Raw genomic sequence first — 13,840 nt, 5'->3', positions numbered from 1 at the left:
CCTGTTAGAAAGCATATCTGACCTCCACCTCATGGATACGCAGGACGAAGGAATGTATGGAATTTGATCCGGAGAGAAATGGGAGGGTGAGCGACCATGAATGATGTGGAGACGTTATGCACGGTCATATCAATTTCCAAACTTATCCAGTCGTTTGGACGTTAGGATGGGCTTCACCCTGTTAGAATATTCTGTGATTATCCTTTTATAAGGTGGAAGTGCTGTTAGGTGTAAAACAGTGTCTATGAAATTTTGAGAATAAGCGAGCATTTGGAAGATATTCTTACTTTATTGAGGGAGGAACGTTTACGTATGACAAAATCAGTCGTTGCAATCGTTGGACGACCAAATGTTGGGAAGTCAACGATTTTTAACCGGATGGTTGGAGAAAGGGTTGCCATTGTCGAAGATATACCAGGTGTGACTCGAGATCGTTTATATCGCTTAACGGAATGGTTACATCGAGAGTTTTATCTTATTGATACCGGTGGGATTGATTTAGGAGAAGAACCGCTTCGAGTTCAAATGCGTGAACAAGCGGAAATAGCAATTGATGAAGCAGACGTCATTATTTTTTTAGTCAATGGAAGAGACGGAGTGACCGGAGCAGATCGCGAAATAGCGGATATGCTTAGACGTTCCAATAAACCAGTCGTCGTTGGCGTAAATAAAATTGATCATCCAAACATGGAAGAAAATGTGTATGATTTTTATTCTTTAGGATTCGGAGAAGTATTTGGAATCTCCGGAGCACATGGGCGCGGTCTGGGTGACATGTTAGATGCGGTCATTCATCACTTTCCCGATGAAGAATCAGAAGAATACGACGAAGATACGATTCGGATCGCCGTTATCGGCCGCCCAAATGTTGGAAAATCATCTTTAGTGAACGCGGTTTTAGGGGAAGAACGGGTCATTGTTAGTGATATTCCAGGAACAACGCGAGATGCCGTGGATACGATGTTTGAATTTGAAGACCAAGAATATGTCATTATTGATACAGCCGGGATGAGAAAAAAGGGAAAGGTATATGAATCTACGGAAAAATATAGTGTTCTGCGAGCGTTAAAAGCGATGGAAAGTGCTGACGTTGTACTTGTCGTATTAAATGGGGAAGAAGGAATTCGCGAACAAGATAAACGAATTGCTGGATATGCCCATGAGGCAGGACGAGCCGTTATTATCGTAGTAAACAAATGGGATGCCGTTGAAAAAGATCATCAAACGATGGCGAAGTTTACTGAAAAAGTACGGCAAGAATTTCAATTTTTAACATATGCCCCGGTTTTATTTTTATCAGCAAAAACAAAATCTCGTCTCCAGCACTTGTTGCCAACAGTGAAGCAAGTTGCAGATAATCATCATTTACGTGTACCAACCAACGTGTTGAACGATGTAATTTTGGACGCAGTGGTGATGAATCCGGCGCCAACGGAAAATAATAAACGTCTCCGCATCAATTATGCAACGCAAGTGGCTGTTGCACCACCTACAATCGTTTTATTTGTCAATGATCCAGAACTGTTACATTTTTCATATCGTCGTTATTTGGAAAACAAACTAAGGGAAGCTTTTCATTTTGAAGGAACACCAATACGATTGATTGCTAGAAAGAAAAACGACTAGCTTTGGGGAGAGGAAAAGATGGAGCTGATTGTTTCAATCATCATCGCATACTTGTTAGGTTCTATTAGCTTTAGTTATGTGGTCGCTTGGCAAATAAAAAAAATTGACATTAGAGAACATGGGAGTGGCAATGCTGGTGCTACCAACATTTTAAGGGTTCTAGGGAAAGGACCTGCCATTCTCGTATTATCACTGGATATTTTAAAAGGAGTTGTTTCGGTTTGGATTGCACGCGGAATAGAATATTGGGATGTTTTGCCGACTTGGACCACTGTTGGTGAAATAGAAGGGATAGCACCTGCACTTGCCGGGCTTGCGGCCATTCTTGGTCATAATTGGCCTATTTATTTTCGTTTTAAAGGTGGAAAAGGAGTGGCGACGGCAATCGGTGTTGTAGGAAGCCTTGTCTTTTTCCCGGCTGTATATATTGGCATCATCGCTATTTTATCCATTTTTATTACTCGCTATGTTTCTCTCGGGTCGTTAATTTTCGCAGCCGGCACACCAATTATATTAATGGTGACAAATCAACATTATGATCATCCTTCGCCTTATATATATTTAACGACATTATTAGGAGTTATTTCTGTCTGGAAACATCGAGAAAATATTAAACGACTTTTAAATGGAACGGAAAATAAAATTGGAGAAAAAAAAGCTTGACGAAAGGAGAAAAAAGAATGAATGTAGCAGTGATCGGCGCAGGTAGTTGGGGAACTGCTCTGGCACTTGTTCTCGCAGATAACGGTCATCAAGTAAAGTTATGGACGAGACGACGAGAACAAGCGGAAGAACTGAATAAATATCATACAAATGAAATGTACTTGCCGAAACGCACCATTCCAGCTTCGATTGTTGCCACAACGGATATCGAAAATTGTGTTCGTGCAGCAGATTACATATTACTGGTTGTCCCGACGCAAGCGATGCGGGAAACAGTCAAAAAAGTTTCACCATTCATTCCTCAGGAAGCCGTTCTGATTCATGCTTCCAAAGGAATTGAACCTGACACTCATTTACGTGTCTCTGAAATGATAGCGGAAGAATTACCGGATGAATCAAAAAGACCAATTGTCGTATTGTCTGGTCCTAGTCATGCAGAAGAAGTAAGCGACCGGAAACCGACTACCGTAACGGTGTCATCAACGTCCATCCAATTAGCAGAAAAAGTGCAGGATCTTTTTATGAATCATTATTTTCGTGTCTATACGAATAAAGATATCATCGGAGTGGAAATTGGAGGGGCATTAAAAAATATTATTGCATTAGGAATTGGATTAAATGATGGGCTTGGTTACGGAGATAATGCGAAAGCAGCTCTCATGACGAGGGGACTTGCTGAAATTGTTCGTCTCGGTGTCAACCTAGGAGCAAATCCGTTAACATTTACAGGGCTAACGGGATTAGGGGATTTAATTGTTACTTGCACGAGTCAGCATAGTAGAAATTGGCGTGCAGGTTACAAAATAGGAAGTGGAAAAAGCGTCACGGAAGTATTGGAAGAAATGGATATGGTGGTGGAAGGGATTCGAACGACGAAAGCGGTACATGAGCTTTCCAAGCGATTACAAGTCGACATGCCGATTACAAACGCTCTCTATACCGTACTATTTGAAGACGCATCTCCCGTGGAAGCCGCTCAACAGTTAATGAAACGAGGTCGAAAACAGGAAGAAGAACATTTGTCTTTACTTTTTGATAAAAATAATTAGTTGTATTGTCTATTGTCGCTCAAAGATAGCACGCCTCTTTTTCCTATGCATAAAATACGTTGACAGGATGAAAGGAGGCTGTTTATGCGATACGACAACGACAATATATTTGATCAGATTGAAAAAGAGACGAATGTAAAACAAGAAGATTTGCTGAGATTAGCTCAATCGTTAAGTAACGCAGATTTTCAAGATGAGAAAACAGTAAGAAAAGTCATCTCAGATGTCGCTCGATTGGCAGGAAGAAAAGTGTCTAAACAACAAGAAGATGAGTTAGTAAATGCGATTGTCAACAACAATATACCAATGGACCTCTCTTCTATAAGTAAGTGGTTTCAATCGAAATAACGCTTGTCTCTCCCGCATGAACGTCCGTCTCTAATGTTGGCGAATGAAGAAAGGCTGTTTGAGAAGGAAGAATAAGTCATCAACTAGTCGGAATTCACCCCGATTCCGACTAGTTTTCATGTTTAAAATAAAAATGATGTTATAATAGGGGCTGAAATGAAGGAGGATTTGTATTATGACTGCGCTAGAAAGTATGTGGGTCTCATTTTTTGGCATCTTTTTAATGTTTGTTTCCGCAGGAGCAACGATATTTGCACAAAAATTGCCTTCCATTTTACGTTTCATTGTCTTAGTGATTGCTTTTATATGTCTCGTCATTGGAGGTATCATTATGATTGTGATTGTTTTTGGAGGACCATTGGCAGAATAGATGGACTGCTATGGAAGTGGAGGTGGTAAAGTGACACGGTTTCTTCGCCTGTGCATGATCGGATTTAGTGTGCTCTTTCTTTTCTCAGGGTGCATGTATCCACAAGAGAAAAGAGTGGAAAACCAAATTCCTTATGAAGATCAAATAGAATCTGTCCAGAGAGCAGTGGACCAGTTTAGAGAAGATACAGGAGTACTTCCCATTCAAACAAAAGACGAAGATACACCCATATATCAAAAATATGTCATTGATTTTCGCAAGTTGTTGCCACGGTATTTATCCGAACCACCGGGCAATTCTTTTGAAAGCGGCGGACCTTATCAATACGTATTAATTGATCCCGAAGAGCGTGCCGAAGTGAAACTCATTGATTTGCGCGTGTTAAGAGAAATTCAAGAGCTAGAGCGAGCAGTCCGTCAATATATTTCCAAGCATGAATATTTACCCATTGGGGAAGCAATCGGAATTGGAATCTATCGTTTAGATGAAGAAAGGTTAGACTATCATCGGGACTTAAGCGTTGAAAGTCCTTATCATGAGTCGAATTATTTGCCGTTGATGATTGACCAATACGGAAATGTGTTGATTGATTATGCCATAGACATTCATATGATGTTAGAAAGATATGATCATTCTTTTCAACCCGGGGATGATGTCAGACAAATTTTAACCGATCATTCTCCTATCGTTCCGGCATTTTCTGTTCCGTATACGATCGATGAAAATGAAGATCCCATTTTTATGGTGGAATAAAGGGATGCGTAACCCTCTCTATTCAAAATCGGTCATATCTGTAGGACACAGTCATACATATATAGTGTCATACATGTAAGACCGGTATCGGAGGATATGAATAGGAGGGGATCTAGTGGAAAAAATAGATATCTTTAAAGATATCGCTGAACGGACTGGAGGAGACATTTATCTTGGCGTCGTCGGGGCAGTCCGAACCGGTAAATCGACGTTTATTAAAAAGTTTATGGAACTTGTCGTCCTTCCGAATATGGAAAGCGAAACGGAACGAGCCAGGGCACAAGATGAACTACCGCAAAGCGCGGCAGGAAGAACGATCATGACAACAGAACCGAAATTTGTTCCGAATAATGCTGTTTCTCTACATGTCGACGAAGGACTCGATGTCAATGTAAGACTGGTGGATTGTGTTGGTTATGCCGTTGAAGGAGCAAAGGGATACGAAGATGAAAACGGTCCGCGGATGATTAACACCCCGTGGTATGAAGATCCAATTCCATTCCAAGAAGCAGCGGAAATTGGAACGAGAAAAGTGATTCAAGAACACTCCACCTTAGGCGTAGTCATCACGACGGACGGTTCAGTGGGAGAAATTCCTCGGGAAGATTATGTGGAAGCGGAAGAACGGGTCATTGAAGAGCTAAAAGAAGTCGGAAAACCGTTTATTATGATTATAAATAGCGTACGTCCGCATGATCCGGAAACCGAAGCATTGCAAAGGGAGTTGTCGGAAACCCATGACATCCCCGTGCTTGCTTTAAGTGTAGAGAGTATGACAGAACATGACATCAATCACGTATTAAGAGAAGTGTTGTTTGAATTTCCGGTTCATGAAGTAAACGTTAATTTGCCAAGCTGGGTCATGGTATTAAGACAAGATCATTGGCTGAGGGAAGAATATGAAGAATCAGTGAGAAATACGGTCAAAGACATTCGGCGACTTCGTGATGTTGATCGTGTTGTTTACCAATTTGCTCATGATTTTGAATTTATTGAAGAGGCAAGTCTTGCAGGGATTGAAATGGGGCAGGGAATCGCAGAAATTGACTTATATGCACCCGACCACTTATATGATCAAGTGTTAAAAGAAGTGGTTGGGACGGAAATTAGGGGGAAAGACCATTTACTTCAGCTGATGCAAGATTTTGCTTATGCAAAAAAGGAATACGATCAAGTGAGTGACGCGCTGAAAATGGTAAAACAAACAGGTTATGGAATAGCTGCCCCCGCGCTTACTGATATGAGTCTTGACGAGCCGGAAATTATCCGACAAGGCTCGCGCTTTGGCGTTCGTTTAAAAGCAGTGGCACCATCCATTCACATGATAAAAGTAGATGTTGAATCAGAATTTGCCCCAATTATTGGAACGGAAAAACAAAGTGAAGAACTCGTTCGTTACTTGATGCAAGACTTTGAAGAAAACCCTCTTTCCATATGGGATTCGGACATATTTGGCCGATCGTTAAATTCGATTGTGAGAGAAGGAATCCAAGCAAAATTATCACTGATGCCTGAGAACGCTCGATACAAGTTAAAAGAGACGTTAGAAAGAATTATTAATGAAGGTTCCGGTGGTTTAATTGCAATCATATTATAATATTTCACGGAAGCGGCATAAGCAGCTGCTTCTTTTTGTTTCGTTACATAAGTTTACATAATAATATTATTGTAAAGATATGCAGTATATTTTGATTTATCAATACCCATATGCTAAAATTTTTCAAAGGTTACACAAACAGTTGATTGGAGGAAAAATGAGTGGGAAGTGTGGACCATGAAAAAATAGAAGAAGCAGTAAAAATGATATTAGAAGCAGTAGGAGAAGATCCAACGAGAGAAGGACTTCTTGACACACCAAAACGGGTCGCAAGAATGTATGAAGAAGTATTCCAAGGTATGAATGAAGACCCGAAAAAACATTTGCAAACGGTGTTTGGAGAAGATCATGAAGAATTGGTGCTCGTTCGTGACATTCCTTTTTATTCGTTATGCGAACATCACTTAGTTCCCTTTTATGGCAAGGCCCATGTCGGTTATATTCCGAAAGGCGGGAAAGTAACCGGACTTAGTAAATTGGCCCGAACAGTTGAAGTTGTTGCGCGAAGACCACAGCTGCAAGAAAGAATTACTTCTACGATTGCAAACTCCATCGTCGAAACCTTAGAACCTCATGGAGTCATTGTAGTTTTGGAGGCGGAGCATATGTGCATGACGATGAGAGGTATTAAGAAACCGGGGGCTCAAACGGTGACGTCTGCCGTGAGAGGAACATTTGAAAAAGATGCGGCGGCACGAGCGGAAGTATTATCTTTAATTCGTCATTCATAAGAACAAGAGGAGGGAAGTAAGATGAGGGAAAATAATGATTTTATTGTGATTAAAGCAGAAGAAGACGGTGTCAATGTCATCGGTTTAACGCGAGGTTCCGATACGAGATTTCATCATTCTGAAAAGCTGGATCGTGGAGAAGTGATGATCGCGCAGTTCACTGAACATACGTCAGCGGTCAAAGTAAGAGGAAAAGCGACAATTCAAACGAGTCATGGGGAAATAAAGGCGGGCACGTAAACGGAAGTTACATATTTCGTCATGTCTTTCACAGTAAGTTCCATTCTATGCTATAATAGGGTCATTATGATTTTCATAAGATCAGTACTGATAATTGGTAAGAAGACCCATATTTGTGCGATGGGAGACATCTAACATGTTACACCCGGATTATGATATGAAGGAAGTTGCAACAATTGAACAACAGTTTAAAGAGTTAAGCGCTCATTCTTATTTACAACAATACGCCGGTTACGTCGAAGCAGATCGTGATTTGGTGTATTTTTTGCTCGAATGTTTGCGGGACGCCCCTTTTAACAAAGAGGAAAAGCGTGAACAAATTTTATCTGCACTTTTTGCGCAAGCAGCCTTTGACACGCATGAGCAAGTGTTTCAAGGTGACATCGTGAACCAAAAGGAAAAAAAAACACGACAATTAACCGTGCTGGCAGGAGATTATTTCAGTAGTATTTATTACCGATTATTAGCAAAAAGTGTGCATCAACCGATTCTTCATTTGTTTAGTAAAACAATTCAATCGATCAATGAAACGAAGATGGAATTGCATTGTTATGAAGGAGAATCCTTCAGGAAATTACTCGATCACATCCGTGACATTGAAGCTGGATTTATCTTTGCTTTAACCACATATTATGAGAAAAAAGAACTGGAGCAGGTAGCAGAAATATTTTTCACTTTGAGAAGATTGTTGAAAGAGAGAAAACAAGTGGCGCACAAAAAGCTGACTTCGATTGCTTATGCTCTCCATTGGTATGCAGAAGGAGAAAAGACTTTCACTGCTTTCCATTGGCCACCAGCAAATACGAAAAGACTATTAGATCAAGCGATTCAAACGTATGAAGAATTACTGCAAAAACAATTGCAAACTGTCAGTCCAACGCTAAAAAATACTTCCTTATATGAACGTTTACACGCGTGGGTCGGTTTGCGGAAGTCGGAGAAGATATAAATGAAGAAAGAAATTGTGCAACAGCCAAAGGAAGAAAAGGTACATGCTGTTTTTGAATCTATTTATGATAAATATGATTATATGAATTCTGTGATTAGTTTTTCTTTACATAAACGGTGGCGAAAAGATGTCATGAAACAAATGCAAGTGCGCCCGGGAAGCATCGCTCTGGATATTTGTTGCGGCACAGGAGATTGGACCCTTCAGTTAGCTGAAGCAGTTGGGAAAGAAGGGAAAGTAATCGGTCTTGATTTTAGCAGAAACATGTTGTCCATTGGAGAAGGGAAATTAAAAAAGACGGCTTCTACCAATGTGACATTTGTGGAAGGCAATGCGTTAGCACTGCCGTTTCCCGACGAATCTTTTGATTACGTAACGATTGGATTCGGATTAAGAAATGTCGCCAGTTATGAAACCGCCTTACGTGAGATGCATCGTGTGCTAAAGAAAGACGGGCTTGCGGTTTGTTTAGAAACGTCACAACCGGAAAATAAAAACATTCGCTCTTTATATTCGCTTTATTTTACCAAAATGATGCCGGCACTTGGAAAATACGTCGCAAATAGCTACAACGAATATTCATGGTTACAAGAGTCGACCATGGCCTTTCCGAACAAAAATACCCTTACTTCTTTATTTATTAAATCGGGTTTCCAGCGAGTGCAAGTAACTCCTTACTCGATGGGAACAGTAGCTGCACATTTTGCTCAGAAAGCAAGTAGAATGAGTGAGGGAGTACAATGAAAAAGCTGAAAATCATTTTGGAAATGATTAAATTTGAACATACAATTTTTGCCTTACCTTTTGCATTTTTAGGTGCAATTCTAGGAAGTTTGATGGTCGAAGGAACGTGGCCGACGTTATGGGAGTGGATATGGATTACGTTGGCGATGGTCGGTGCAAGAAGTGCTGCCATGACGTTAAACCGAGTGATTGATGCGAAAATAGATAAAGCAAATCCTCGCACAGCAGAACGAGCGATTCCCGCTGGAAAGATTTCCATGAAAGAAAGCATTTGGTTTATCGTACTGTCTTTCGTTCTACTCTTCTTTTCAGCCTATCAATTAAACATGCTCGCAGTATATTTGTTACCAATCGCTGTCTTTTTTTTGACGGCCTATTCCTATACAAAACGTTTTACTTGGCTCTGTCATGTCTTTTTAGGCTGTACGATAGCCATTGCGCCTTTAGGTGGCTGGGTTGGAACGACAGGAACTTTGAATCCGGAAGCATTTCTCTTGTATATCGCCGTTGCTTTTTGGATTGCTGGATTTGACATTATTTATGCAACGCAAGACGCTGATTATGACCGAGAAGTAGGGTTATATTCCATTCCGGCACGATTTGGTATTAAGCATTCATTATTGATTGCGCGGTCATTTCATCTTATTAGTTTTGCGGCACTTTTCATTCTTTACTTTGTCTCGCCTTTGTCTTACCTTTATTTGGCCGGAGTCTTTATCGTTGGAATAGTGATGGTTTATGAGCATTCCCTTGTCAAACCAGACGATTTGTCGAAAGTCCAAGTAGCATTCTTTCCAATGAATGGAATTATTAGTGTCGTCATTTTTCTTTTTACGATTGGAGATATGGTGTTATGACGAAGCGTAAGATTTTTACAGTGGCAATTACGGGAGCAAGCGGAGCAGTGTATGCGGTCCGTTTAGTTCAAGAACTAACCCAGGGGGGGCATCATATCCATTTATTAATGAGTGAAGCGTCTTGGCAAGTATTTCGAGATGAATTGTTACTTGATATAAAGGATCGCAACCAATGTTTGGAAGACTTATTTTCTCTCTCTTCTCCTGACGTTTCCATTGACGTCCATGATTTACAGGACTTTCAAGCCCCTGTCGCCAGCGGCTCTTACCAAATGGATGCCATGGTTGTCATTCCGTGTTCGATGGGAACATTGTCTAAAATTGCCAATGGCAACTCTGGCAATTTATTAGAGCGGGCTGCAGATGTACAACTGAAAGAAAAAAGAGACTTAATTCTCGTGCCAAGAGAGACACCTCTTCACGGGGGACATTTAGAAAATATGTTAAAAGCAGAGCGAAATGGCGCTCAAATTGTACCAGCGATGCCTGGTTTTTATCATTTACCGGAAACGAAGGAAGATTTAATTGATTTTGTTGTTGGAAAAGTACTTGATGCATTAGGGATAGAACATTCGCTTTTTCGAAGATGGGGGGAAGAAGCATGAGTTTAGTCATTGGAGAAATTGCATATACGAACATCGTTCCTCCTTTTTATTGCTTAAATCGAGAAGAATTAGAAAAGAACGGATGTCGTTTCGTTCCGAAAGTACCAGCTGGATTAAATGCAGCGATGAAACAAGGGGAAGTAGACGTTGGTGGCATTTCTTCTTTCGCATACGGAAAAGAAAAAGGAAAGTATGTTTTGATGCCTCATCTTTCCGTCACTGCATACGGTCCTGTTGGTTCTATTTTTCTATTTTCAAAGTATCCATTAGAATCGCTGGAAGGAAAAAATATTGCATTAACGTCAGCCAGTGCCACTTCGGTACATTTGCTAAAGGTGATTTTAAAAGAATTTCTACATTTCACGAATATCACTTTCACGACCGTCACTCCAGATGCGGAAAAAATGAATGCGTCTTTTGATGCGTTCTTATTGATCGGAGATGATGCCATCAGAACATTCTGGAAGCGGGAAAAGCTCGGTGTATATTACTATGATTTAGGACAGCTTTGGTATGAATATACCGGTTTCCCGATGACATATGCTGTGTTTGCGGTAAGAAAAGAAGCAGCAGAAGAAAAAAAAGATATGGTACACATGTTGTATAAACAATTTATCGAAAGTAAAAAAAAGGCATTAGGTCCTCGTTTCAATGATATGATCACGTATATCCAACAACGGCACGGCGGTACGGAAGCTTTTTGGCGCGCCTATTTTCGAAACTTACATTATCAATTTGATGAAAAAGAAAAAGAAGGACTGCTTTATTATTACAAACTCGCCTATGAACATGGCTACTTTGAACGTCCCGTCACTGACATTGAAATGTGGATGACTGGAAATGAGGTGCGGGATTTACTTTGAAGGTGAAAATGATGAGATTACCGGACTTCTATCTGGTGTTAAAATCAGATATAGAAAAAATAGAACATGAATTAGAAAAATCGGTAGCAACAGAACAGCCGGTGTTAAATAAGGCAGCCTTACATTTGTTACAAGCAGGCGGAAAACGAATTCGTCCCATTTTTGTCCTTCTTTGCGCAAAATTTGGTGCCTATGATATTGAAAAAGTCAAACATATTGCAAGCGCCTTAGAGATGATACATATGGGTTCTCTCGTACACGATGATGTAATTGATGATGCGGAATTACGACGGGGGAGACAGACGATTAAAGCAAAATGGGATAATCGTGTCGCAATGTATACAGGAGATTTTTTATTTGCTCGAGCAGTGGAGAAAGCGTCCTTTTTACAAAATGGAGAAGTTCATCAGATTTTGTCGAAAGCAATGATTGATATGTGTGTTGGAGAAATTGAACAAATCCGTGATCAATTTAATTGGCAACAACATTTAAAAACTTATTTAAGGCGAATTAAAAGAAAAACTGCTCTTTTAATCGCAGTAAGTTGCCAGTTAGGAGCCCTTAGTGCTGATGTACCTCCCTCGATTCAACGACAGCTCTACTATTATGGTTACAATGTCGGTATGTCTTTTCAAATCATGGACGATGTGTTGGATTTTATCGGCACCGAAGAAGAGCTTGGAAAACCTGCCGGAAGTGATTTGCTACAAGGCAATATTACTTTGCCCGCATTATATGCGATGCAAAAAGACGACGAATTAAAAAAAGAAGTCATTCGTTTAGCAAATGGGGATGAAGTTGTCTCTGTCCGTGCGATTATTGAAAAAGTGAAAACATCAGGCGGCATTGAATATGCTAAGAAATTAAGCAAAAAATATTTGGATAAAGCATATGACTCTTTGGATGGTCTACCAAATCGCAGCGCAAAAAAATCCCTTGTGACGATTGCTTCTTACATTGGGAAACGCACGTATTAATGACTGGATATTGCGAAGGGAAATGCAGTTTGTTATAATGTGAGCGGTTTTACATGAGAAAAAGTTACATAGGAAGAAGGGATAGCAATGGAAAGAACTTTTATTATGGTGAAGCCTGACGGTGTACAACGAAATTTAATTGGTGAAATCGTGCAACGGTTTGAACAAAAAGGGTATAAGCTTGTCGGTGGAAAATTAATGTCCATCTCAAAAGAATTGGCTGAAGAACATTATGGAGAACATAAAGACAAGCCGTTTTTTGGTGAACTTGTTTCATTCATTACATCCGGTCCGGTATTTGCGATGGTGTGGGAAGGAGAAGGAGTCATTCTCACTGCTCGTCAAATGATGGGAGCGACCAACCCGCAAGAAGCTGCACCAGGAACGATTCGCGGGGATTATGGTGTTCAAGTTGGAATGAATGTCATTCACGGGTCCGATTCCGAGGAAAGCGCAAAACGAGAAATCGGATTGTTTTTTAAAGAAGACGAGCTCATTGATTACAACAAAACAATCTCTGAATGGATATAATAAGTGAAGCGCCTTTTGCCTTCGTGCGGAAGGCGTTTTTCATATCGTATACGATCTGTTTTTAAAAAAGGGCGGGGAGGGGAGTGAATGGGAATGAAAGTGATGGATGATTATCAATGGTTTATTGAACGCGTCAAGAAAAAAACAGGCATTGACTTATCTTTATATAAAGAAGCCCAAATGAAACGACGTTTACGTTCTTTCTATGAAAAAAAAGCATATACCAGTTTTCAAGATTTTTTTGAACGAGGCATTAATAAAGATGAAAAAGTATTAAGCGAGTTTCTGGAACGAATGACGATTAATGTATCAGAATTTTACCGCAACCCAAAAAGATGGCAAGTGTTAGAACAAAACATCTTACCACGATTGGACGAAGCGAATCGATCCACCTTTAAAGCGTGGTCTGCCGCTTGTTCTTCCGGTGAGGAACCGTATACGATTGCAATGATTTTAGAAGAGCATTTAAAAAAGACGCGGCGATATTCCATTTTGGCTACAGACATTGATGAAGCGATCCTTGCGCGAGCAAAAGCAGGGATATACACTGACCGTTCATTAAAAGAGTTATCAAAAGAACAGATCAATCTGTTTTTTAATGAAGATCGTCCTGGCTATCGTATCAAAGATAAGTTAAAAAAACATATCACATTTCGAAAACATGATTTATTGACAGATACATATGATACGGATTTCGATCTTATTGTTTGTCGAAATGTGCTCATTTATTTTACGGAAGAAGCGAAACATGATATTTACTTTAAGTTTAACCAATCATTAAAAATGGGTGGAGTATTGTTTGTTGGTAGTACAGAACAAATTTTTTATCCGAAGAAATACGGTTTTGAACCGGAGGAGACGTTTTTTTATCGTAAAGTAAAGGAAGTATCCCATAGATAAAAATCAACCGGAACGTCCCACAACATCGGAAAATATG

The 13,840-nt window shown here is 40.1% G+C and carries 17 protein-coding genes; all 17 read left to right on the top strand.

Annotation, left to right across the window (positions count from 1 at the left end; translation table 11 throughout):
* Positions 1-312 precede the first annotated feature (312 nt).
* The 17 genes from der to GJS40_RS09205 all read left to right on the top strand — a co-directional run bounded on the left by der (position 313) and on the right by GJS40_RS09205 (position 13,803).
* Positions 313-1,626: a ribosome biogenesis GTPase Der gene (gene der / locus GJS40_RS09285; protein ID WP_270897594.1), complete on the top strand. Its 1,314-nt coding sequence runs from the start codon at positions 313-315 to the stop codon at positions 1,624-1,626.
* Between the two features lie 18 nt (positions 1,627-1,644).
* Positions 1,645-2,289, top strand: coding sequence for a glycerol-3-phosphate 1-O-acyltransferase PlsY (plsY, locus tag GJS40_RS09280; protein WP_270897593.1), 645 nt, complete (start codon positions 1,645-1,647; stop codon positions 2,287-2,289).
* Positions 2,290-2,306: 17 nt separating this feature from the next.
* Entirely contained in the window at positions 2,307-3,338 is a 1,032-nt protein-coding gene (locus tag GJS40_RS09275) for an NAD(P)H-dependent glycerol-3-phosphate dehydrogenase (protein ID WP_270897592.1), read from the top strand.
* A gap of 84 nt (positions 3,339-3,422) precedes the next feature.
* On the top strand, positions 3,423-3,686 hold the full coding sequence (locus GJS40_RS09270) for a stage VI sporulation protein F (protein WP_270897591.1): 264 nt from the start codon (positions 3,423-3,425) through the stop codon (positions 3,684-3,686).
* Between the two features lie 175 nt (positions 3,687-3,861).
* On the top strand, positions 3,862-4,056 hold the full coding sequence (locus GJS40_RS09265) for a DUF2768 family protein (RefSeq protein WP_270897590.1): 195 nt from the start codon (positions 3,862-3,864) through the stop codon (positions 4,054-4,056).
* 30 nt (positions 4,057-4,086) lie between these two features.
* A complete protein-coding gene (locus GJS40_RS09260; protein ID WP_270897589.1) occupies positions 4,087-4,809 on the top strand; it encodes a DUF3939 domain-containing protein in 723 nt (240 codons plus the stop codon).
* 115 nt (positions 4,810-4,924) lie between these two features.
* Positions 4,925-6,406 (top strand): stage IV sporulation protein A, encoded by a 1,482-nt coding sequence (gene spoIVA / locus GJS40_RS09255; RefSeq protein ID WP_270897588.1) that lies wholly within the window; start codon positions 4,925-4,927, stop codon positions 6,404-6,406.
* A 161-nt stretch (positions 6,407-6,567) separates the two neighbouring features.
* On the top strand, positions 6,568-7,137 hold the full coding sequence (gene folE, locus GJS40_RS09250; protein ID WP_270897587.1) for a GTP cyclohydrolase I FolE: 570 nt from the start codon (positions 6,568-6,570) through the stop codon (positions 7,135-7,137).
* A 21-nt stretch (positions 7,138-7,158) separates the two neighbouring features.
* On the top strand, positions 7,159-7,377 hold the full coding sequence (mtrB, locus tag GJS40_RS09245) for a trp RNA-binding attenuation protein MtrB (protein ID WP_270897586.1): 219 nt from the start codon (positions 7,159-7,161) through the stop codon (positions 7,375-7,377).
* Between the two features lie 136 nt (positions 7,378-7,513).
* Entirely contained in the window at positions 7,514-8,326 is an 813-nt protein-coding gene (locus tag GJS40_RS09240) for a heptaprenyl diphosphate synthase component 1 (protein WP_270897585.1), read from the top strand.
* Between the two features lie 15 nt (positions 8,327-8,341).
* Complete coding sequence (locus tag GJS40_RS09235; protein WP_270897603.1) at positions 8,342-9,070, top strand: demethylmenaquinone methyltransferase; 729 nt, start codon at positions 8,342-8,344, stop codon at positions 9,068-9,070.
* Complete coding sequence (locus GJS40_RS09230; protein ID WP_270897584.1) at positions 9,067-9,927, top strand: UbiA-like polyprenyltransferase; 861 nt, start codon at positions 9,067-9,069, stop codon at positions 9,925-9,927. Before GJS40_RS09235 ends, GJS40_RS09230 begins: the two co-directional genes overlap by 4 nt.
* The gene (locus GJS40_RS09225; protein ID WP_270897583.1) at positions 9,924-10,532 is read left to right on the top strand and encodes a UbiX family flavin prenyltransferase; all 609 of its coding nucleotides are present in this window, start codon (positions 9,924-9,926) and stop codon (positions 10,530-10,532) included. The genes GJS40_RS09230 and GJS40_RS09225 overlap by 4 nt, the downstream gene beginning before the upstream one ends.
* The gene (locus GJS40_RS09220) at positions 10,529-11,395 is read left to right on the top strand and encodes a menaquinone biosynthesis protein (RefSeq protein ID WP_270897582.1); all 867 of its coding nucleotides are present in this window, start codon (positions 10,529-10,531) and stop codon (positions 11,393-11,395) included. The genes GJS40_RS09225 and GJS40_RS09220 overlap by 4 nt, the downstream gene beginning before the upstream one ends.
* Before the next feature lie 11 nt (positions 11,396-11,406).
* Positions 11,407-12,372, top strand: coding sequence for a heptaprenyl diphosphate synthase component II (gene hepT / locus GJS40_RS09215; protein WP_270897581.1), 966 nt, complete (start codon positions 11,407-11,409; stop codon positions 12,370-12,372).
* 87 nt (positions 12,373-12,459) lie between these two features.
* Positions 12,460-12,903 carry a nucleoside-diphosphate kinase gene (gene ndk, locus GJS40_RS09210; protein ID WP_270897580.1) on the top strand — a complete coding sequence of 148 codons (444 nt, stop codon included), beginning with the start codon at positions 12,460-12,462 and terminating at the stop codon, positions 12,901-12,903.
* Positions 12,904-13,005: 102 nt separating this feature from the next.
* Positions 13,006-13,803 (top strand): CheR family methyltransferase, encoded by a 798-nt coding sequence (locus GJS40_RS09205; RefSeq protein ID WP_270897602.1) that lies wholly within the window; start codon positions 13,006-13,008, stop codon positions 13,801-13,803.
* The last annotated feature ends 37 nt before the right edge of the window (positions 13,804-13,840 follow it).

Source organism: Aliibacillus thermotolerans (assembly GCF_027853235.1).
Lineage (GTDB): Bacteria > Bacillota > Bacilli > Bacillales > Marinococcaceae > Aliibacillus > Aliibacillus thermotolerans.
Note: the sequence above shows the minus strand (reverse complement) of the source record. Positions and strands in the feature narration are given on the sequence as shown.